This is a genomic window from Streptomyces venezuelae (genome assembly GCF_008642335.1).
GTDB lineage: Bacteria > Actinomycetota > Actinomycetes > Streptomycetales > Streptomycetaceae > Streptomyces > Streptomyces venezuelae_F.
The window spans coordinates 1,202,586-1,223,994 of sequence record NZ_CP029191.1 but is presented as its reverse complement, the minus strand read 5'-3'; the positions used below and the strand labels follow the sequence as shown (position 1 = coordinate 1,223,994).

General features: G+C 70.1%; 19 protein-coding genes. 18 read left to right on the top strand and 1 reads right to left on the bottom strand.

The window, feature by feature from the left end; all coding sequences use genetic code 11:
• Nucleotides 1-3 precede the first annotated feature (3 nt).
• The 12 genes from DEJ49_RS05350 (at nt 4) to nusB (ending at nt 12,460) form a co-directional block, all read left to right on the top strand.
• The gene (locus DEJ49_RS05350; protein ID WP_150182846.1) at nt 4-336 is read left to right on the top strand and encodes a DUF6167 family protein; all 333 of its coding nucleotides are present in this window, start codon (nt 4-6) and stop codon (nt 334-336) included.
• A complete protein-coding gene (alaS, locus tag DEJ49_RS05345; protein ID WP_150182844.1) occupies nt 336-3,005 on the top strand; it encodes an alanine--tRNA ligase in 2,670 nt (889 codons plus the stop codon). The genes DEJ49_RS05350 and alaS overlap by 1 nt, the downstream gene beginning before the upstream one ends.
• The gene (gene ruvX, locus DEJ49_RS05340) at nt 3,005-3,490 is read left to right on the top strand and encodes a Holliday junction resolvase RuvX (protein ID WP_150182842.1); all 486 of its coding nucleotides are present in this window, start codon (nt 3,005-3,007) and stop codon (nt 3,488-3,490) included. Before alaS ends, ruvX begins: the two co-directional genes overlap by 1 nt.
• 124 nt (nt 3,491-3,614) lie before the next feature.
• Nucleotides 3,615-5,330, top strand: coding sequence for an endolytic transglycosylase MltG (gene mltG / locus DEJ49_RS05335; protein WP_150182840.1), 1,716 nt, complete (start codon nt 3,615-3,617; stop codon nt 5,328-5,330).
• The gene (locus tag DEJ49_RS05330; RefSeq protein WP_150182839.1) at nt 5,327-6,157 is read left to right on the top strand and encodes a shikimate dehydrogenase; all 831 of its coding nucleotides are present in this window, start codon (nt 5,327-5,329) and stop codon (nt 6,155-6,157) included. Before mltG ends, DEJ49_RS05330 begins: the two co-directional genes overlap by 4 nt.
• A 187-nt stretch (nt 6,158-6,344) precedes the next feature.
• Nucleotides 6,345-7,529, top strand: a complete 1,185-nt coding sequence (aroC, locus tag DEJ49_RS05325; RefSeq protein WP_150182837.1) for a chorismate synthase — start codon at nt 6,345-6,347, stop codon at nt 7,527-7,529.
• Nucleotides 7,526-8,041 (top strand): shikimate kinase, encoded by a 516-nt coding sequence (locus DEJ49_RS05320; RefSeq protein ID WP_150182835.1) that lies wholly within the window; start codon nt 7,526-7,528, stop codon nt 8,039-8,041. Before aroC ends, DEJ49_RS05320 begins: the two co-directional genes overlap by 4 nt.
• Nucleotides 8,038-9,135 (top strand): 3-dehydroquinate synthase, encoded by a 1,098-nt coding sequence (gene aroB, locus DEJ49_RS05315; RefSeq protein WP_150182833.1) that lies wholly within the window; start codon nt 8,038-8,040, stop codon nt 9,133-9,135. Before DEJ49_RS05320 ends, aroB begins: the two co-directional genes overlap by 4 nt.
• 161 nt (nt 9,136-9,296) lie before the next feature.
• Nucleotides 9,297-10,190 (top strand): Pro-rich N-terminal domain-containing protein, encoded by an 894-nt coding sequence (locus DEJ49_RS05310; RefSeq protein ID WP_150182831.1) that lies wholly within the window; start codon nt 9,297-9,299, stop codon nt 10,188-10,190.
• Between the two features lie 95 nt (nt 10,191-10,285).
• The gene (locus DEJ49_RS05305) at nt 10,286-11,398 is read left to right on the top strand and encodes an aminopeptidase P family protein (protein WP_150182829.1); all 1,113 of its coding nucleotides are present in this window, start codon (nt 10,286-10,288) and stop codon (nt 11,396-11,398) included.
• Between the two features lie 58 nt (nt 11,399-11,456).
• Nucleotides 11,457-12,023: an elongation factor P gene (gene efp / locus DEJ49_RS05300; protein ID WP_150182827.1), complete on the top strand. Its 567-nt coding sequence runs from the start codon at nt 11,457-11,459 to the stop codon at nt 12,021-12,023.
• Nucleotides 12,024-12,025: 2 nt separating this feature from the next.
• Complete coding sequence (gene nusB / locus DEJ49_RS05295; RefSeq protein WP_055564194.1) at nt 12,026-12,460, top strand: transcription antitermination factor NusB; 435 nt, start codon at nt 12,026-12,028, stop codon at nt 12,458-12,460.
• 189 nt (nt 12,461-12,649) lie between these two features.
• Here the strand turns inward: nusB and bldD are convergent, their stop codons facing one another.
• Nucleotides 12,650-13,150: a transcriptional regulator BldD gene (gene bldD / locus DEJ49_RS05290; RefSeq protein ID WP_030787240.1), complete on the bottom strand. Its 501-nt coding sequence runs from the start codon at nt 13,148-13,150 to the stop codon at nt 12,650-12,652.
• A gap of 224 nt (nt 13,151-13,374) precedes the next feature.
• On the opposite strand from bldD, the gene pyrR reads away from it, so the two are divergent.
• The 6 genes from pyrR to carB all read left to right on the top strand — a co-directional run bounded on the left by pyrR (nt 13,375) and on the right by carB (nt 21,332).
• Entirely contained in the window at nt 13,375-13,947 is a 573-nt protein-coding gene (gene pyrR, locus DEJ49_RS05285; RefSeq protein WP_150182825.1) for a bifunctional pyr operon transcriptional regulator/uracil phosphoribosyltransferase PyrR, read from the top strand.
• Between the two features lie 85 nt (nt 13,948-14,032).
• Nucleotides 14,033-15,013 carry an aspartate carbamoyltransferase catalytic subunit gene (locus DEJ49_RS05280; RefSeq protein WP_150182823.1) on the top strand — a complete coding sequence of 327 codons (981 nt, stop codon included), beginning with the start codon at nt 14,033-14,035 and terminating at the stop codon, nt 15,011-15,013.
• Between the two features lie 2 nt (nt 15,014-15,015).
• The gene (locus DEJ49_RS05275; protein WP_150182821.1) at nt 15,016-16,302 is read left to right on the top strand and encodes a dihydroorotase; all 1,287 of its coding nucleotides are present in this window, start codon (nt 15,016-15,018) and stop codon (nt 16,300-16,302) included.
• On the top strand, nt 16,299-16,892 hold the full coding sequence (locus DEJ49_RS05270) for a hypothetical protein (protein ID WP_150182819.1): 594 nt from the start codon (nt 16,299-16,301) through the stop codon (nt 16,890-16,892). Before DEJ49_RS05275 ends, DEJ49_RS05270 begins: the two co-directional genes overlap by 4 nt.
• Nucleotides 16,889-18,031, top strand: coding sequence for a glutamine-hydrolyzing carbamoyl-phosphate synthase small subunit (gene carA / locus DEJ49_RS05265; protein WP_150182817.1), 1,143 nt, complete (start codon nt 16,889-16,891; stop codon nt 18,029-18,031). The genes DEJ49_RS05270 and carA overlap by 4 nt, the downstream gene beginning before the upstream one ends.
• A complete protein-coding gene (gene carB / locus DEJ49_RS05260) occupies nt 18,024-21,332 on the top strand; it encodes a carbamoyl-phosphate synthase large subunit (RefSeq protein ID WP_150182815.1) in 3,309 nt (1,102 codons plus the stop codon). Before carA ends, carB begins: the two co-directional genes overlap by 8 nt.
• Nucleotides 21,333-21,409 lie beyond the last annotated feature (77 nt).

The following is a 21,409-nucleotide window of genomic DNA, read 5'->3' as shown; positions in this document are numbered from 1 at the left end:
GCGATGTTCCGCCGTACGTTCTGGTTCACCGCGGGCGCAGCCGCCGGCGTATGGGCCACCACCAAGGTCAACCGCAAGCTCAAGCAGCTGACCCCCGAGAGCCTCGCCGCGCAGGCCGCGAACAAGGCGATCGAGACGGGGCACCGCCTGAAGGACTTCGCACTCGACATCCGTGACGGCATGGTCGAGCGCGAAGCCGAACTGGGCGAGGCGCTGGGCCTGCGGAACGACCCCGAGGCCGAACTGGCCCCGCCGCGCCGCTTCGCGGTCATCGAGAACCACAGCAGCTACAAGAACGACATGAAGACGCAGTACAACCGGAATGAGGACCACTGATGGAGTCGGCTGAAATCCGCCGCCGCTGGCTGAGCTTCTTCGAGGAGCGCGGGCACACCGTCGTCCCTTCGGCGTCGCTCATCGCGGACGACCCGACTCTGCTGCTCGTCCCCGCCGGCATGGTGCCGTTCAAGCCCTACTTCCTGGGTGAGGTCAAGCCGCCCGCGCCGCGCGTCACCAGCGTGCAGAAGTGCGTGCGCACGCCCGACATCGAAGAGGTCGGCAAGACCACGCGCCACGGCACGTTCTTCCAGATGTGCGGCAACTTCTCCTTCGGCGACTACTTCAAGGAAGGCGCCATCACGCTCTCCTGGGAGCTGCTGACCAGCCCGGTCGAGAAGGGCGGCTTCGGCCTCGACCCCGAGCGCCTGTGGATCACCGTCTACCTCGACGACGACGAGGCCGAGCAGATCTGGCGCGAGAAGGTCGGCGTCCCCGCCGAGCGCATCCAGCGCCTGGGCAAGAAGGACAACTTCTGGTCCATGGGCGTGCCCGGACCCTGCGGCCCGTGCTCCGAGATCAACTACGACCGCGGCCCCGAGTTCGGCGAAGAGGGCGGCCCCGCCGTCAACGACGAGCGCTACGTGGAGATCTGGAACCTGGTCTTCATGCAGTACGAGCGCGGCGCGGGCGACGGCAAGGAGGACTTCCCGATCCTCGGCGAGCTGCCGTCGAAGAACATCGACACGGGCCTCGGCCTGGAGCGCCTCGCGATGATCCTGCAGGGCGTGCAGAACATGTACGAGACGGACACCCTCCGCGTCGTCATGGACAAGGCCACCGAGCTGACCGGCGTGCGCTACGGCGCGGAGCACGGCTCGGACGTCTCCCTGCGCGTCGTCGCCGACCACATCCGTACGTCCACGATGCTCATCGGCGACGGCGTCACCCCCGGCAACGAGGGCCGTGGATACGTGCTGCGCCGCATCATGCGCCGCGCCATCCGCAACATGCGCCTGCTCGGCGCCACGGGTCCCGTCGTCAAGGCCCTCGTCGACGTCGTCATCGACACGATGGGCCAGCAGTACCCGGAGCTCGTCACCGACCGCAAGCGCATCGAGACCGTCGCGCTCGCCGAAGAGGCCGCCTTCCTCAAGGCCCTCAAGGGCGGCACGAACATCCTCGACACCGCCGTCACCGAGACCAAGGCCGCCGGCGGCAAGGTCCTCTCCGGCGACAAGGCGTTCCTCCTGCACGACACGTGGGGCTTCCCCATCGACCTCACCCTGGAGATGGCCGCCGAACAGGGCCTCTCCGTGGACGAGGACGGCTTCCGCCGCCTGATGAAGGAGCAGCGGGACCGCGCCAAGGCCGACGCCAAGGCCAAGAAGACCGGCCACGCCGACCTGCACGCCTACCGCGAGATCGCCGACGCCGCCGGCGCCACCGACTTCACGGGCTACTCCCTCACGGAGAACGAGGCTCAGATCGTCGGCCTGCTGGTCAACGGCGTCTCCTCGCCCGCCGCCACCGAGGGCGACGAGGTCGAGATCGTCCTCGACCGCACCCCGTTCTACGCCGAGGGCGGCGGCCAGATCGGCGACACCGGCCGCATCCGCACGGACAGCGGCGCCGTCGTCGAGATCCGCGACGTGCAGAAGCCGGTGCCCGGCGTCCACGTCCACAAGGGTGTCGTCCAGGTCGGCGAGATCACCGTCGGCGCCCCCGTCTGGGCCTCGATCGACGCGCACCGCCGCCGCGCCATCGCCCGCGCCCACTCCGCCACGCACCTCACGCACCAGGCGCTGCGCGACGCGCTCGGCCCGACGGCCGCCCAGGCCGGTTCCGAGAACCAGCCCGGCCGCTTCCGCTTCGACTTCGGTTCGCCGTCCGCCGTGCCCACGGCCGTGATGACGGACGTCGAGCAGAAGATCAACGCGGTGCTCTCCAGGGAACTGGACGTGCAGGCCGAGGTCATGTCGATCGACGACGCCAAGAAGCAGGGCGCCATCGCCGAGTTCGGCGAGAAGTACGGCGAGCGCGTGCGCGTCGTCACCATCGGCGACTTCTCCAAGGAGCTCTGCGGCGGCACCCACGTGCACAACACCGCTCAGCTCGGCCTGGTGAAGCTGCTCGGCGAGTCCTCCATCGGCTCCGGTGTGCGCCGCATCGAGGCACTGGTCGGCGTGGACGCGTACAACTTCCTCGCCAAGGAGCACACGGTCGTCGCCCAGCTCCAGGAGCTGGTCAAGGGCCGTCCCGAGGAGCTCCCCGAGAAGATCTCCGGCATGCTCGCCAAGCTGAAGGACGCCGAGAAGGAGATCGAGAAGTTCCGCGCGGAGAAGGTCCTCCAGGCCGCCGCCGGTCTCGTCGAGTCCGCCAAGGACGTACGCGGTGTCGCACTCGTCACCGGTCAGGTGCCGGACGGCACGGGCGCCGACGACCTGCGCAAGCTGGTCCTCGACGTGCGCGGCCGCATCCAGGGCGACCGCCCGGCCGTCGTGGCCCTCTTCACCACGGCCAACGGCCGCCCGCTGACGGTCATCGCCACCAACGAGGCGGCCCGTGAGCGCGGTCTCAAGGCCGGTGACCTGGTCCGCACGGCCGCCAAGACCCTCGGTGGCGGTGGCGGCGGCAAGCCGGACGTCGCCCAGGGCGGCGGTCAGAACGCGGCCGCGGTGCCCGAGGCCATCGCCGCCGTCGAGCGCCTCGTCACCGAGACGGCCTGATGACCGAGCCTGCACCGGGCATGCGCCGGGGCCGTCGGCTCGCCATCGACGTCGGTGACGCCCGGATCGGGGTCGCCTCGTGCGACCCCGACGGGATCCTCGCCACGCCGGTCGAGACCGTGCCGGGACGCGACGTCCCGGCGGCGCGGCGTCGGCTGAAGCAGCTCGCCGACGAGTACGAGCCGATCGAGATCGTCGTCGGCCTCCCTCGCTCCCTCAACGGGGGCGAGGGCCCGGCGGCCGCCAAGATCCGCGCCTTCACCCAGGAGCTCGCCCGCATGGTCGCCCCCATTTCGGTGAGGCTCGTGGACGAGAGGATGACCACAGTGACGGCCAGTCAGGGTCTGCGCGCCTCCGGCGTGAAGTCCAAAAAGGGCAGGTCTGTCATCGATCAGGCCGCGGCCGTGATCATCCTTCAGCAGGCCCTGGAGTCCGAACGGGCGTCAGGTAAAGCTCCCGGCGAGGGCGTCGAAGTGGTCATCTGATCGCGATACGGTAACGTTCCGCGCGATGCGGCGGTGTTCGAACAGCTGCCGCACAGCATCAAGAGGCGGAACGGTTGCCCGGCCATCCCGACGGCGGCCCCGCCTCGCGGCATGTAGGGGATCGATGACTGAGTATGGCCGGGGCCCAGGCTCCGAACCGTGGCATCCGGAGGACCCGTTGTACGGGGACAGCGGATGGGGAGGACAGCAGCCCGCGGGCGGCACGTCCACCTACGGCGGCCAGGGGCAGTACCACCCGCAGCAGCCGCACCAGCATCAGCAGTCCCACCAGTCCCAGCAGCAGTACGGCGGGGAGTGGAGCACCGGGCAGCAGCAGGCCTATGGCCAGCAGCAGTACGACGGACAGCAGCAGTACGACGGCGGGGCCGCGTACGGCTACAACGGGAACCCCGATCAGGGGTACGGCGGCGGTTCCGACCAGGGCCACTCGAACGGCGGTTGGGACACCGGCGGTCAGGGGCAGGTCCCGTACGGCGGCGACCCCATGGATCCGTACGGCGGCCAGCAGTCCGGTTACGGCTCGGAGAGCCACGACTACTACTCCACGCCCGACGCCTATTCCCCGCCGGAGCCGCCCGGTCGCCGCAGGCCAGCGCCCGCCGAGGCGGACCCCGAGTCGGAGGCCGACTGGGACCCGGGGCCGGACCAGGGAGAGCACGCGTTCTTCGCCGGTGGCGACGACGACTCCGACGACGACCCCGGCCGCCGCGGCGGCGACCGGCGCGGTCGTGGCGGGAAGAAGCCCAAGAAGCGCCGCAACGGATGCGCCTGTCTGGTCGTCACCCTCGTCTTCGCGGGTGGCCTCGGCGGCGTCAGCTACTTCGGCTACCAGTTCTACCAGGACCGTTTCGGCACGGCGCCGGACTTCGCGGGCGAGGGCTCGGGTACGGCCGTCGTCGAGATCCCCAAGGACTCCGGCGGCTACGCGATCGGCCAGAAGCTCAAGGCGGCGGGCGTCGTCAAGAGCGTCGACGCGTTCGTCTCCGCCCAGAAGAAGAACCCGGACGGTCAGTCCATCCAGTCGGGTGTCTACACGCTCAAGAAGCAGATGTCCGCGCAGAGCGCCGTCGCGCTGATGCTCAGCCCGAAGAGCCGCAGCAACCTCATCATTCCCGAGGGCAAGCGGAACGTCTGGGTATACGCGCAGATCGACAGCCGCCTCCATGTCCCCAAGGGCACCACGGAGAATGTCGCCAAGAAGGACTGGCGCACTCTCGGGCTTCCCGACTGGGCGAATACCAACAAGGACATCAAGGACCCGCTGGAAGGATTCCTCTATCCCTCCAGTTATCCGGTCGCCAAGGGCCAGAAGCCCGCTGACGTCCTCAAGAACATGGTGGCCCACGCGACGGAGAAGTACGACGAGCTCGGCCTGAAGTCGAAGGCCCAGGAACTGAACCTGAAGGATCCGCTCCAGGTTCTCACCGTGGCGAGCCTGGTCCAGGCCGAAGGAAAGTACAAACACGACTTCGAAAAGGTCGCCACGGTCGTCTACAACCGTCTCAAGCCCAACAACACCGAAACGTACGGCCTGTTGGACTTCGACTCGACGGTCAACTACCTGCGCGGCAAGTCCGAGTTGGCGACGGGTTCGGTCGACGAGCTGCGCAAGCTCAATGACCCGTACAACACGTACAAGATCAAGGGCCTGCCGCCCGGACCGATCGGAAACCCGGGCGAGGTGGCGCTGAATTCGGCGCTGCATCCGGCCAAGGGGAATTGGTACTACTTCGTCTCCGTCAGCGAGGACAAGACGCTCTTCGCCGAGACGAACGAGGAACAGAACCAGAACCGCAAGAAATACCTGGAGGGGCAGTGAGCGCGGAAAAGCGACGAGCCGCGGTTCTCGGCTCCCCGATCGCCCATTCCCTCTCCCCGGTGCTGCACCGCGCCGCGTACGAGGAACTGGGTCTGACCGGCTGGACGTACGACCGTTTCGAGATCGACGAGGCGGCGCTGCCGGAATTCATCGAGAAGGCGGGGCCCGAATGGGCCGGGCTCTCGCTGACCATGCCGTTGAAGCGGGCGATCATCCCGCTGCTCGACCAGGTCAGCGAGACCGCGGCGTCCGTCGAGGCGGTGAACACGGTGGTGTTCGGCGCGGACGGCAGGCGCGTCGGTGACAACACCGACATCCCCGGCATGGTCGCCGCGCTCCGCGAGCGGGGCATCGAGCAGGTCGAGTCCGCCGCGATCCTGGGCGCGGGCGCCACCGCGTCGTCCGCGCTGGCCGCGCTGGCGCGGATCTGCACGGGTGAGGTCGTCGCGTACGTGCGCAGCGACGCCCGTGCCGCCGAGATGCGCGAGTGGGGCGACCGCCTCGACGTGCAGGTCAGGACCGAGTCCTGGGAGGACGCGTCCGAGGCGCTGCACGCGCCGCTGGTGATCGCCACGACGCCGGCCGGGACCACGGACGCGCTGTCGGCCACCGTGCCCGAGCGGCCCGCCACCCTCTTCGACGTCCTGTACAACCCGTGGCCCACCGAGCTCGCCGCCCGCTGGTCGGCGTACGGAGGGGCCGTCGTCAGCGGCCTCGACCTCCTCGTACACCAGGCCGTGCTCCAGGTCGAGCAGATGACGGGACACACCCCCGCGCCCCTCGCCGCCATGCGCAAGGCGGGGGAACACGCGCTGACCGCACGGTAAACCCCGGACCGCACGGTAAATCCCTGGTCGCGCCGTGGTCGAGGCGCGGCCGAGGGACGTCCGTCAGATGGACCGGACGCCGGGTCGCCCCTCAGGTCGTGGGAGGATCGGGGGTGGCGGGCCAGGGCCGCGCACCCGGCCGCGCCGTCGAAGACAGCAGTTCGAGGCGCGAGCATGAGGAGCACCGTTGAGCAGGTTGCGTTGGCTGACCGCGGGGGAGTCGCACGGACCCGCGCTTGTCGCGACGTTGGAGGGTCTTCCCGCCGGCGTTCCGGTGACGACGGAGATGGTGGCGGATCATCTGGCGCGGCGGCGGCTGGGGTATGGCCGGGGTGCGCGGATGAAGTTCGAGCGTGATGAGGTCACGTTTTTGGGCGGGGTCCGGCATGGTCTGAGCATGGGCTCGCCGATCGCGGTGATGGTGGGCAACACGGAGTGGCCCAAGTGGGAGCAGGTGATGTCGGCCGATCCGGTGGATCCGGAGGTACTGGCCGACCTCGCCCGCAATGCCCCGCTGACGCGGCCGCGTCCCGGCCACGCCGATCTGGCGGGGATGCAGAAGTACGGGTTCGACGAGGCGCGTCCGGTGCTTGAGCGGGCGTCGGCGCGGGAGACCGCGGCGCGGGTGGCGCTGGGTGCGGTGGCGCGGTCGTTCCTGAAGGAGACGGCGGGCATCGAGATCGTCTCGCATGTGACGGAGCTGGCGGCGGCCAAGGCGCCCTACGGGGTGTACCCGACGCCTGCGGATGTGGAGAGGCTGGACGCGGATCCGGTGCGCTGTCTGGATGCGGATGCGTCGAAGGCGATGGTCGCGGAGATCGACCAGGCGCACAAGGACGGCGACACCCTGGGCGGTGTCGTGGAGGTCCTGGCGTATGGGGTGCCGGTGGGGCTGGGTTCGCATGTGCACTGGGACCGGCGTCTGGACGCGCGTCTGGCGGCCGCGCTGATGGGCATTCAGGCGATCAAGGGTGTGGAGGTCGGCGACGGCTTCGACCTGGCGCGGGTGCCGGGGTCGAAGGCGCACGACGAGATCGTCACGACCGAGGACGGCATCCGGCGTACCTCGGGTCGCTCGGGTGGTACGGAGGGTGGTCTGACCACGGGTGAGTTGTTGCGGGTGCGGGCGGCGATGAAGCCGATCGCGACCGTGCCGCGGGCGTTGGCGACGATCGATGTGGCGACGGGTGAGGCGGCCAAGGCGCATCACCAGCGCTCGGACGTGTGTGCGGTGCCGGCGGCCGGGATCGTCGCGGAGGCGATGGTCGCGCTGGTGCTCGCCGACGCGGTGGCGGAGAAGTTCGGTGGGGACAGCGTTCCCGAGACGCGCCGCAACGTGCAGTCCTACCTCGACAACCTGCAGATCCGGTGACCGGTCCCAAGGTGGTCCTGGTCGGGCCGATGGGCGTCGGCAAGACGACCGTGGGCGAGCTCCTGGCCGGACGTCTCGGCGTCTCGTTCCGGGACACCGACGCCGACATCGTGGCCGCGCAGGGCCGGGAGATCTCCGACATCTTCGTCGACGCGGGCGAGGCGTACTTCCGCGCCCTGGAGAAGGCCGCCGTCGCGACGGCCCTCGGCGAGCACGACGGCGTCCTCGCCCTCGGCGGCGGTGCCGTCCTCGACGAGTCGACACGCGCGCTCCTCGCCGAGCACCCCGTCGTCTGCCTCTCGATGGACGTCGAGGAAGCGGTCCAGCGCACCGGGCTCAACCAGGCGCGCCCCCTGCTCGCGGTCAACCCGCGCAAGCAGTGGCGCGAGCTGATGGAGTCGCGCAGGCCGCTGTACGCCGAAGTCGCCCGCGCGGTCGTCCCCACCGACGGCCGCACCCCCGATGAGGTCGCCCAGGCGGTCCTCGACGCACTGGAGTTGAAGGAAGCATGACGACGGAGCAGACCCCCACCCGTATCCACGTCGGTGGGACCGCCGGCACGGATCCGTACGAGGTCCTGGTCGGTCGGCAGCTCCTCGGCGAGCTGCCCGGCCTCATCGGCGACCAGGCCAAGCGGGTCGCCGTGATCCACCCCGAGGCGCTCGCCGAGACCGGCGACGCGCTCCGCCAGGACCTCGCCGACCAGGGCTACGAAGCGGTCGCCATCCAGGTGCCGAACGCCGAGGAGGCCAAGACGGCGGAGGTCGCCGCGTACTGCTGGAAGGCCCTCGGCCAGTCCGGCTTCACGCGCAGCGACGTCATCGTCGGCGTCGGCGGCGGCGCCTCCACGGACCTCGCCGGGTTCGTGGCCGCGACCTGGCTGCGCGGGGTGCGGTGGATCGCCGTGCCGACCACGGTGCTCGGCATGGTGGACGCGGCGGTCGGCGGCAAGACCGGCATCAACACCGCCGAGGGCAAGAACCTGGTGGGCGCGTTCCATCCGCCGGCCGGAGTCCTGTGCGACCTGGCGGCGCTCGACTCGCTGCCGGTCAACGATTACGTCTCCGGGCTCGCGGAGATCATCAAGGCCGGTTTCATCGCCGACCCGGCGATCCTGGAACTCATCGAGGCCGACCCGCAGGCCGCGCGCACCCCGGCCGGGCCGCACACCGCCGAACTGATCGAGCGCTCCATCAGGGTCAAGGCCGAGGTCGTCTCGGGAGACCTGAAGGAGGCGGGCCTGCGCGAGATCCTCAACTACGGGCACACGCTCGCGCACGCCATCGAGAAGAACGAGCGCTACAAGTGGCGGCACGGCGCCGCGGTCTCCGTCGGCATGCACTTCGCGGCCGAACTCGGCCGTCTGGCGGGCCGGCTGGACGACGCGACGGCCGACAGGCACCGTACGGTGCTCGAATCGGTGGGTCTGCCGCTGACCTACCGTTACGACCAGTGGCCCAAGCTCCTCGAGACCATGAAGGTCGACAAGAAGTCCCGCGGTGACCTGCTGCGCTTCATCGTCCTCGACGGCCTCGGCAAGCCGACCGTCCTGGAGGGTCCGGACCCGGCGGTGCTCCTGGCCGCGTACGGAGAAGTGGGCCAGTAGAAGCCCTCGCTCCCCCTCACCGTGGCCTTCTGATTCGGCCACGGGCACGTCTCGGCCTCCCCGGCCGTTCACACAACAGCGGCCGGGGACGGTACCGTTCGGTAACGGGCGGCCAGGTCGCTGCCTACCAGCGACAGTCGCACGAGACGGAGTGGCACCGGATGCAGCACGCAGTGGGATCTCCGCTGCCGCCGCCCCACCAGCCGGGGCACGGACCGGCCACCGGCTGGTCGCAGGCCGCACACCACCCGACCGCTCCGCCTCCCGGAGCGGCGCCGCACGCGCCTCCCGCGCCCGGGTTCGCGGGCGGTCACGCCCCGCAGGCGCAGGGCCGCCCCCCGATGCCGCAGGCCCCCCTGCACGGACCGGGCGCAGTCCCTCCCACGCCCGACTCCCCACCCCCCGCCGTCGGCACGACGAGCCACATCCAACTCCCGCCGGGCGGCCCGGTCGCCATGCCGAGCCCCCCGCAGGGAGCGGCCCCCACGGACACCGGCGCCACGACACTCGCGGTCCTGCTCATCGGCCCCGCGGGCGCGGGCAAGACGAGCGTCGCCAAGTACTGGGCGGAGCACCGTCGCGTGCCCACGGCCCACATCAGCCTCGACGACGTACGCGAATGGGTGCGGTCGGGGTTCGCCGACCCCCAGTCGGGCTGGAACGACCACTCCGAGGCGCAGTACCGCCTGGCCCGCCGCACCTGCGGCTTCGCCGCGCGGAACTTCCTGGCCAACGGCATCTCGTGCATCCTCGACGACGCGGTCTTCCCGGACCGCCCGGTCGTCGGCCTCGGCGGCTGGAAACGGCACGTGGGCCCCGGCCTGCTCCCCGTGGTCCTCCTCCCCGGCCTGGAGATCGTCCTGGAGCGCAACGCGGAACGCAGCGGCAACCGCCGCCTCACGGACGAGGAAGTGGCCCGCATCCACGGCCGCATGGCCGGCTGGTACGGCTCGGGCCTCCCCATCATCGACAACTCCCAACTGGACGTCCCCGCCACGGCCCGAGTCCTGGACGAGGTCCTGACCCGAGCGATCGCGAGCCCGCCGCAGTGGTAGCGGGGGCGGTTGTGCCCTCTCGGCAGGCATAGGGGTGACGCCCGGTCGGACGCGTCTGGCGGGCTCCCGCGTGGGTGGGCTCTTAGGCTCGCCCCATGTCAGAGGTGTACGCGGTCCGCAGGGAGCGGGTTCGGGAACGGTGTGCTGCCGGGGGCGGTGGGGCGGCGCTCGTGTCCCGGCCCGCCAACGTGCGGTATCTCGCGGGTGCGGCGCCCGACGGCGCCGTGCTTCTCGTCGGTCAGGGGGAGGACCAGGACGTTCTGGTGTGCGGGCGTCCGCCCGGCGGGGAGTCGGGGCAGGTACGGGCCGACGGGGCGCTTCGGGTGCAGGTGCTGGCCGAGCCGAGTGCCGACCCCGCCGTCGCCGGAGCCGATCTCGCCACCGCCCAGGGCGTCGACGCCCTCGCCGTCGAGGAGCATCACCTGACCGTCGCCCGGCACCGGGCGGTCGGTTCCGTCGCGCCGCGGCTGCGGCTCATGGACCTCGGGACGGCCGTCGAGCAGTTGCGGCTCGTGAAGGACGAGGACGAGCTCTCCTGTCTGCGGGTCGCCGCCGAAATCGCCGATCAGGCGTTGGGGGAGCTGCTCGAGTCCATCCTCGTCGGGCGAACGGAGCGGCATCTGGCGCTGGAGCTGGAGCGGCGGCTCGTCGACCACGGCGCGGACGGACCCGCCTTCGCGACCTCCGTCGGGACAGGACCGAACTCCGGCAGGGGCGGCCACCGGCCCACCGACCGGCGCGTGGAGGAGGGGGACTTCCTCTCCGTATGTCTGGGCGCCAGCTACCGCGGCTATCGCTGCGAGATCGGGCGTACGTTCGTCATCGGCACGTCACCCGCCGACTGGCAGATCGAGTTGTACGACGTCGTCTTCGCCGCGCAGCGGGCCGGCCGCGAGGCCCTCGCACCCGGCGCCGCCTGCCGCGACGTCGACCGCGCCGCACGCCACGTACTGGACTCCGCGGGCCATGCGGAAGGGCTCGCTCCCAGCACCGGACACGGTGTGGGGCTCGAAATCGACGAGGACCCTCAATTGGCGCCCGCGGCCATGGGTAAACTGGACGTCTGCGTGCCGGTCACCGTCGAACCGGGGGTTCACCTCCCTGGCCGGGGTGGTGTCCGGATCGATGACACGCTCGTCGTGCGCCCCGAGGCGGACGGCGGACCCGAGCTACTCACCATCACGACCAAGGAACTGCTCGCGCTCTGAAGGCGCGTGCGCGCCCGGGGTCGTCCACCAGTCAGTCAGTGCAGGAGATTCCGCAACCGTGGCTTCCACGAACGACCTCAAGAACGGCCTGGTGCTCAAGCTCGAAGGCGGCCAGCTCTGGTCCGTCGTCGAGTTCCAGCACGTCAAGCCCGGCAAGGGCCCGGCCTTCGTGCGCACCAAGCTCAAGAACGTGCTCTCCGGCAAGGTCGTCGACAAGACGTTCAACGCCGGCGTCAAGGTCGACACGGCCACGATCGACAAGCGCGACATGCAGTTCTCCTACATGGACGGCGAGTACTTCGTCTTCATGGACATGGAGACCTACGACCAGCTGCACGTCGACCGCAAGGCCGTCGGCGACGCCGCCAACTTCCTGATCGAGGGCTTCACCGCCTCCGTCGCCCAGCACGAGGGCTCGGTGCTCTACGTCGAGCTCCCCGCCGCCGTCGAGCTGGTCATCCAGGAGACCGAGCCGGGCGTCCAGGGCGACCGCTCCACCGGTGGCACCAAGCCCGCCACGCTGGAGACCGGCCACCAGATCCAGGTGCCGCTCTTCATCACCACGGGCGAGAAGATCAAGGTCGACACCCGTGACAGCAGCTACCTCGGCCGGGTGAACAGCTAACCGTGGCTGCTCGTAACACGGCCCGCAAGCGCGCCTTCCAGATCCTCTTCGAGGCAGACCAGCGCGGTACCGACGTCCTGACGGTCCTCGCGGACTGGGTGCGCCACTCGCGGTCCGACACCCGGCAGCCGCCGGTGAGCGAGTACACGATGGAGCTCGTCGAGGGATACGCGGAGCACGAACGCCGCATCGACGAACTCATCTCGCAGTACGCCGTCGGATGGACCCTGGACCGCATGCCGGTCGTCGACCGGAACATCCTGCGGCTCGGGGCCTACGAACTCGTCTGGGTCGACGCCACGCCCGACGCGGTGGTGCTCGACGAGGCGGTCCAGCTCGCCAAGGAGTTCTCCACGGACGAGTCGCCGTCCTTTGTGAACGGTCTGCTCGGACGCTTCAAGGACCTGAAGCCGTCCCTGCGCCGGGACGAGGCGTAAAACCTCGGTATCGTCATCCGGAGGGCCCGCAGCAATACGCTGCGGGCCCTCCGACTTTTCTCCGTACGGCCTCTCTGTCGGACAACGTCCGACAACCTCCGACAACACAGAAAACCGCCGGGGTTGCGGCGGCCTTTCGGCCACCACAACCCCGGCGGTACGTTTCTGCTGAAGTCTCCCGGAGCGGGCTCAGACCTCTTCGTGGGCGACGGCGCGGCGCGCGTCCGCGTCCAGGACGCCCCAGCTGATGAGCTGCTCGGTCAGGACCGAGGGCGACTGGTCATAGATCACGGCCAGGGTGCGCAGGTCGTCCTGGCGGATCGAGAGCACCTTGCCGTTGTAGTCACCGCGCTGCGACTGGATCGTGGCGGCATACCGCTGCAGCGGGCCCGCCTTCTCCTGCGGGACGTGGGCAAGACGCTCCAGGTCGAGCACGAGCTTCGGCGGCGGCTCGGCGGCGCCACCGGGCGCCGTACCGGGCAGGAGCTCCTGGACCGGGACGCCGTAGAAGTCCGCCAGCTCGGCGAGGCGCTGCACGGTCACGGCACGGTCGCCGCGCTCGTACGACCCCACGACGACCGCCTTCCAGCGTCCCTGGGACTTCTCCTCGACTCCGTGGAGGGAAAGGCCCTGCTGGGTACGGATCGCGCGGAGCTTGGCCCCGAGCTGCTTGGCGTATTCGCTGGACATATAGCTCCCCGGACGCTGCGACAATCAGGCGGCTCCGCCGCGTGGCTGGTAACTCACTGTGAGGTTACGCAGCGTTACTTGCCTGCGTCAAGCCGAAAGGTCCTTACCGCCCCTTCGGTGGAGGCCCATGACGTGCTCGGTCGTAAGTACTGGTAGTCTGGCTGGCGCAATTTCGACGTCCTTTAATGTCCGTCCCGTGAGGCGGAGAAGGAGGTCCGTTTCATATGGACACGCAGGACACCAAAGACTCCGCTGTCGCGCGCCCCGTACTCGAGGGCCCCGACATCGCGCGGGTACTGACCCGCATCGCCCACGAGATCGTCGAGCGCGCCAAGGGCGCCGACGACGTGGTCCTCCTCGGCATCCCCACCCGTGGCGTCTTCCTCGCCCGCAGGCTCGCCGAGAAGCTCGAAGAGATCACCGGCCGCACGATCCCGGTCGGCTCCCTCGACATCACCATGTACCGCGACGACCTGCGCATGCACCCCCCGCGCGCGCTGGCCCGCACCGACATCCCCGGTGACGGCATCGACGGCCGCCTGGTCGTCCTCGTCGACGACGTGCTCTTCTCCGGCCGCACCATCCGCGCCGCCCTCGACGCGCTGAACGACATCGGCCGCCCCCGCGCGGTGCAGCTCGCCGTCCTCGTCGACCGCGGCCACCGCGAACTGCCCATCCGTGCCGACTACGTGGGCAAGAACCTCCCCACGTCGCTGCGGGAGACGGTCAAGGTGCAGCTCGCCGAGGAGGACGGCCGCGACGCCGTGCTGCTCGGCGCCAAGCCCGCCTCCGCATAGGACCGGTTTCCTCCCTCACGGGCCCAGGGGCACACCCCTGTGCGCCCGCGCGCCCGCAGACCTCCACACACCGGAGTACACGCAGATGATGCGACACCTCATCTCGGCCGCCGACCTCTCCCGCGACGACGCCGTCCTCATCCTCGACACGGCCGAGGAGATGGCGCGCGTCGCCGACCGGCCGATCAAGAAACTGCCCGCCCTGCGCGGCCGCACCGTCGTCAACCTCTTCTTCGAGGACTCGACCCGGACCCGGATCTCCTTCGAGGCCGCCGAGAAGCGCCTCTCCGCCGACGTCATCAACTTCGCCGCCAAGGGCTCCAGCGTCTCCAAGGGCGAGTCCCTGAAGGACACCGCGCAGACCCTGGAGGCGATGGGCGTCGACGCCGTCGTCATCCGGCACGGCGCCTCGGGAGCGCCCTACCGCCTGGCGACCTCCGGCTGGATCGACGCCGCCGTCATCAACGCGGGCGACGGCACCCACCAGCACCCCACCCAGGCCCTGCTCGACGCCTTCACCATGCGACGCCGCCTCGTCGGCCCCGACGCCGGCCTCGGCCAGGACCTGGCGGGCAAGCACATCACCCTGGTCGGCGACATCCTGCACAGCCGCGTCGCCCGCTCCAACGTCGACCTGCTGCACACCCTCGGCGCCGAGGTCACCCTCGTCGCCCCGCCCACCCTCGTACCGGTCGGCGTCGAGCAGTGGCCCTGCGAGGTCAGCTACGACCTCGACCGGGTGCTGCCCAAGTCCGACGCCGTGATGATGCTGCGGGTGCAGCGTGAGCGCATGAACGCCGCGTTCTTCCCCACCGAGCGCGAGTACTCCCGCCGCTACGGCCTGGACGGCGAGCGCATGGCGAAGATGCCCGAGCACGCCATCGTCATGCACCCCGGCCCGATGGTCCGCGGCATGGAGATCACCGCCGAGGTCGCCGACTCCGACCGCTGCACGGTCGTCGAGCAGGTCGCCAACGGCGTCTCCATCCGCATGGCCGTCCTCTACCTGCTTCTGGGCGGCAACGAGCCCGCCGTCACCCACACCCGTTCCGAGGAGAGCAAGTAAGCATGAGCAAGATCCTGATTCGTGGTGCGAAGGTGCTCGGCGGCGAGGCGCAGGACGTCCTGATCGACGGCGAGACGATCGAGGCCGTGGGCACGGGGCTCTCCGCCGAAGGCGCCGAGATCGTCGAGGCCGACGGCAAGGTGCTCCTGCCGGGCCTGGTCGACCTCCACACCCACCTGCGCGAGCCGGGCCGCGAGGACTCCGAGACCGTCCTCACCGGCACGCGCGCTGCTGCCTCCGGTGGCTACACCGCCGTGTTCGCCATGGCCAACACCTTCCCCGTCGCCGACACCGCCGGCGTCGTCGAGCAGGTCTACCGCCTCGGCAAGGAGTCCGGCTACTGCGACGTGCAGCCCATCGGCGCCGTCACCGTCGGCCTCGAGGGCAAGAAGCTCGCCGAGCTCGGCGCCATGCACGAGTCCGCCGCCGGGGTCACCGTCTTCTCCGACGACGGCAAGTGCGTCGACGACGCCGTGATCATGCGCCGCGCCCTGGAGTACGTGAAGGCCTTCGGCGGCGTCGTCGCCCAGCACGCGCAGGAGCCGCGGCTCACCGAGGGCGCCCAGATGAACGAGGGCGTCGTCTCCGCCGAGCTGGGCCTCGGCGGCTGGCCCGCCGTCGCCGAGGAGTCGATCATCGCGCGTGACGTGCTGCTCGCCGAGCACGTCGGCTCGCGGGTGCACATCTGTCACCTGTCGACTGCCGGATCGGTCGAGATCGTGCGCTGGGCCAAGTCCCGCGGCATCGACGTCACCGCCGAGGTCACCCCCCACCACCTCCTCCTCACGGATGAGCTGGTGCGCTCCTACAACCCCGTCTACAAGGTGAACCCTCCGCTGCGCACGGAGCGCGACGTGATGGCGCTGCGCGAGGCCCTCGCCGACGGCACGATCGACATCGTCGCCACCGACCACGCCCCGCACCCGCACGAGGACAAGGACTGCGAGTGGGCCGCGGCGGCCATGGGAATGGTCGGCCTGGAGACCGCCCTGTCCGTGGTGCAGCAGACGATGGTCGAGACCGGCCTGCTCACCTGGGAGGCCGTCGCCGACCGGATGTCCTTCAAGCCCGCAGCCATCGGCGGCGCCGCCGGTCACGGACGCCCCGTCTCGGCAGGTGAGCCCGCGAACCTCGTCCTGGTCGACGCCGATTACCGTGGGGCAGTGGACCCCGCGGGCTTCGCCTCGCGCAGCCGCAACACGCCCTACGAGGGCCGTGAGCTGCCGGGCCGCGTCACCCACACGTGGCTCCGGGGTCGGGCCACGCTCGTCGACGGGAAGCTCACGTGACATCACTTCTGGAACTGGCCGCCGACAAGGAGTCGGCGGAGGTGACCGACTGGGCCGCGCGGCTCGGCTGGGTCGTGGGGCTGCTGCTCTTCATCGCGCTCGTCTACTGGCTGATGCGCGAGGGCTGGAAGTGGCGCGGCACGCTCCAGGGCGACCTGCCCGAGCTGCCCACCGCGCCGAGCGAGCAGGGTCCGGCGAGACTTGAGCTGAGCGGCAGGTACCACGGCTCGACCACGGCAGGGCAGTGGCTCGACCGCATCGTGGCGCACGGCCTGGGCACCCGCAGCCGCGTCGAGCTGACGCTCACCGACTCGGGCCTGGACGTCGTACGCCCCGGCGCGACCGACTTCTTCATCCCGGTCGCCCGGCTGCGCGAGGCCCGCCTCGACAAGGGCATCGCGGGCAAGGTCCTCACGGAGGGCGGTCTCCTGATCGTCACGTGGGAACACGGCGGCAAGCTGCTCGACTCCGGCTTCCGCTCGGACCACGCCGCCGAGCAGGCGGAGTGGGTCGAGACGCTCAACAACATGGTCGGTACGCCCGACGACACGAACGACAAGAACAGCACTACGGAAGGCACCGCACGATGACGACCTCCACCAGGGGAACCAGCAAGGTTCCCGCCGTACTCGTCCTGGAGGACGGCCGCATCTTCCGCGGTCGCGCCTACGGGGCCGTGGGGGAGACCTTCGGCGAAGCGGTGTTCTCCACCGGCATGACCGGCTACCAGGAGACCCTGACCGACCCCTCGTACGACCGCCAGATCGTCGTCGCCACCGCCCCGCAGATCGGCAACACGGGCTGGAACGACGAGGACGACGAGTCGGGCCGCATCTGGGTCTCCGGCTACGTGGTCCGCGACCCCGCCCGCATCCCCTCGAACTGGCGCGCAAAGCGCTCAGTCGACGACGAGCTGGCCGCCCAGGACATCGTCGGCATCAGCGGCATCGACACCCGCGCCCTCACCCGCCACCTGCGCGAGAGCGGCTCCATGCGCTCCGGCATCTTCTCCGGCGAGGCGCTGCCGGCCGACGCCGAGCTCGTCGAGCGCGTCAAGGCACAGCCCCAGATGAAGGGCGCGAGCCTGTACGAGGAGGTCGCCACCAAGGAGGCCTACGTCGTCCCCGCGGTCGGCGAGAAGCGGTTCACCGTCGCCGCCATCGACCTCGGCATCAAGGGCATGACCCCGCACCGCATGGCGGAGCGCGGCATCGAGGTCCACGTGCTGCCCGCCACGGCCACCGAGGAGGAGGTCTACGCCGTCGCCCCCGACGGAGTCTTCTTCTCCAACGGCCCCGGCGACCCGGCCACCGCCGAAGGCCCCGTCGCCCTGATGAGCGCCGTCCTGAAGCGCAGGACACCGCTGTTCGGCATCTGCTTCGGCAACCAGATCCTCGGCCGCGCCCTCGGCTTCGGCACGTACAAGCTGAAGTACGGCCACCGCGGCATCAACCAGCCGGTGCAGGACCGCACGACCGGCAAGGTCGAGGTCACCGCGCACAACCACGGCTTCGCCGTCGACGCGCCCCTCGACAAGGCCGCCGAGACCCCCTTCGGGCGTGCCGAGGTGTCGCACGTCTGCCTGAACGACAACGTGGTGGAAGGCCTCCAGCTGCTCGACCAGCCGGCCTTCTCCGTCCAGTACCACCCCGAGGCGGCCGCGGGCCCGCACGACGCCGCGTACCTCTTCGACCGCTTCGTATCCCTGATGGAGGGTCAGCGTGCCTAAGCGCTCCGATATCCAGTCCGTCCTGGTCATCGGCTCCGGCCCGATCGTCATCGGCCAGGCCGCCGAGTTCGACTACTCCGGCACCCAGGCGTGCCGCGTCCTCAAGTCCGAGGGCCTGCGCGTCATCCTCGTCAACTCCAACCCGGCGACGATCATGACCGACCCGGAGATCGCCGACGCCACGTACGTCGAGCCGATCACCCCCGAGTTCGTCGAGAAGATCATCGCCAAGGAGCGCCCCGACGCGCTGCTTCCCACCCTGGGCGGCCAGACGGCCCTCAACACGGCCATCTCCATGCACGAGCAGGGCGTCCTGGAGAAGTACGGCGTCGAACTCATCGGCGCCAACGTCGAGGCCATCAACAAGGGCGAGGACCGCGACCTCTTCAAGGGCGTCGTCGAAGAGGTCAAGAAGAAGATCGGGCACGGCGAGTCCGCCCGCTCGTACATCTGCCACTCCATGGACGACGTCCTCAAGGGCGTCGACGAGCTCGGCGGCTACCCCGTGGTCGTCCGCCCCTCCTTCACCATGGGCGGCGCCGGCTCCGGCTTCGCGCACGACGAGGAGGAGCTGCGCCGCATCGCGGGCCAGGGCCTCACCCTCTCGCCGACCACCGAGGTGCTCCTCGAGGAGTCCATCCTCGGCTGGAAGGAGTACGAGCTGGAGCTGATGCGCGACAAGAACGACAACGTCGTGGTCGTCTGCTCCATCGAGAACTTCGACCCGATGGGCGTCCACACCGGCGACTCGATCACCGTCGCGCCCGCCATGACGCTGACCGACCGCGAGTACCAGATCCTGCGCGACGTCGGCATCGCGATCATCCGCGAGGTCGGCGTCGACACCGGCGGCTGCAACATCCAGTTCGCGGTGAACCCCGAGGACGGCCGGGTCATCGTCATCGAGATGAACCCGCGTGTGTCCCGGTCCTCCGCGCTCGCCTCCAAGGCCACCGGCTTCCCGATCGCGAAGATCGCCGCCAAGCTGGCCGTCGGCTACACGCTGGACGAGATCCCGAACGACATCACCGAGAAGACGCCGGCCTCCTTCGAGCCGACCCTCGACTACGTGGTCGTCAAGGCGCCGCGTTTCGCCTTCGAGAAGTTCCCCTCGGCGGACTCGACCCTGACGACCACCATGAAGTCGGTCGGCGAGGCCATGGCCATCGGCCGCAACTTCACCGAGGCGCTCCAGAAGGCGCTGCGCTCCCTGGAGAAGAAGGGCTCGCAGTTCACCTTCGTCGGCGAGCCCGGCGACAAGGCCGAACTGCTGCGCGAGGCGGTGCGCCCCACCGACGGCCGTATCAACTCCGTCATGCAGGCCATCCGCGCGGGCGCCACGCCCGACGAGGTCTTCGACGCGACGAAGATCGACCCCTGGTTCGTCGACCAGCTCTTCCTGATCAAGGAGATCGCGGACGAGCTCGCCGCCACCGAGCGCCTGGACGCCGACCTGCTGGCCGAGGCCAAGCGGCACGGCTTCTCCGACGCCCAGATCGCCGAGATCCGCGGCCTGCGCGAGGACGTGGTGCGCGAGGTGCGCCAGGCTCTCGGCGTGCGCCCGGTCTACAAGACGGTCGACACCTGCGCCGCCGAGTTCGCCGCGAAGACCCCGTACTTCTACTCCTCGTACGACGAGGAGAGCGAGGTCGCCCCGCGCGAGAAGCCCGCCGTGATCATCCTCGGCTCGGGCCCGAACCGCATCGGCCAGGGCATCGAGTTCGACTACTCCTGCGTCCACGCCTCCTTCGCGCTCAGCGACGCGGGCTACGAGACCGTGATGGTCAACTGCAACCCCGAGACCGTCTCGACGGACTACGACACCTCCGACCGCCTGTACTTCGAGCCGCTCACGCTCGAGGACGTCCTGGAGATCGTCCACGCCGAGGCGCAGGCAGGACCGATCGCGGGCGTCATCGTCCAGCTCGGCGGCCAGACCCCGCTCGGCCTCGCGCAGGCCCTCAAGGACAACGGCGTCCCGGTCGTCGGCACCTCGCCCGAGGCCATCCACGCCGCCGAGGACCGCGGCGCCTTCGGCCGTGTGCTCGCCGAGGCCGGCCTCCCCGCGCCCAAGCACGGCACCGCCACGACGTTCGCGGAAGCCAAGGCGATCGCCGACGAGATCGGCTACCCCGTCCTGGTGCGCCCCTCGTACGTGCTCGGCGGCCGCGGCATGGAGATCGTGTACGACGAGACCCGGCTCTCGGCGTACATCGAGGAGTCCACCGAGATCAGCCCCTCGCGGCCGGTCCTCGTCGACCGCTTCCTCGACGACGCCATCGAGATCGACGTGGACGCGCTCTACGACGGCGAGGAGCTCTATCTCGGCGGCGTCATGGAGCACATCGAGGAGGCCGGCATCCACTCCGGCGACTCGGCGTGCGCGCTGCCCCCGATCACGCTCGGCGGCTTCGACATCAAGCGCCTGCGCGCCTCCACGGAGGGCATCGCCAAGGGCGTCGGCGTACGCGGACTGATCAACATCCAGTTCGCCATGGCGGGCGACATCCTCTACGTCCTCGAGGCCAACCCGCGCGCCTCGCGCACCGTCCCCTTCACCTCGAAGGCGACTGCGGTGCCGCTGGCCAAGGCAGCCGCGCGCATCTCCCTCGGCGCGACCGTCGCCGAGCTGCGCGCCGAGGGCATGCTCCCCGCCGTCGGCGACGGCGGCACGCTCCCCATGGACGCGCCGATCTCCGTCAAGGAGGCCGTCATGCCGTGGTCGCGCTTCCGCGACATCCACGGCGCGGGAGTCGACACCGTCCTCGGCCCGGAGATGCGCTCCACGGGCGAGGTCATGGGCATCGACTCGGTGTTCGGCACCGCGTACGCCAAGTCGCAGGCCGGCGCCTACGGCCCGCTGCCGACCAAGGGCCGCGCCTTCATCTCCGTCGCCAACCGCGACAAGCGCTCGATGATCTTCCCGGCGCGCGAACTGGTCGCGCACGGCTTCGAGCTGTTCGCCACCTCCGGCACGGCCGAGGTCCTCAAGCGCAACGGCATCAACGCCACGGTCGTGCGCAAGCAGTCCGAGGGCGAGGGCCCGAACGGCGAGAAGACCATCGTCCAGCTGATCCACGACGGCGGCGTCGACCTCATCGTCAACACCCCGTACGGCACCGGTGGCCGCCTCGACGGCTACGAGATCCGCACGGCCGCCGTGGCGCGCTCCGTGCCGTGCCTGACGACCGTCCAGGCGCTGGCCGCGGCCGTCCAGGGCATCGACGCGCTGAACCACGGCGGCGTGGGCGTCCGATCGCTCCAGGAACACGCGGAACACCTGACCGCGACCCGCGACTAGCAGCCCACAAGGGGGACACCGAAAACGGTGTCCCCCTTCTGGTGAGCACCCCTGAGCACCCTGAGGACCTCCGAGGA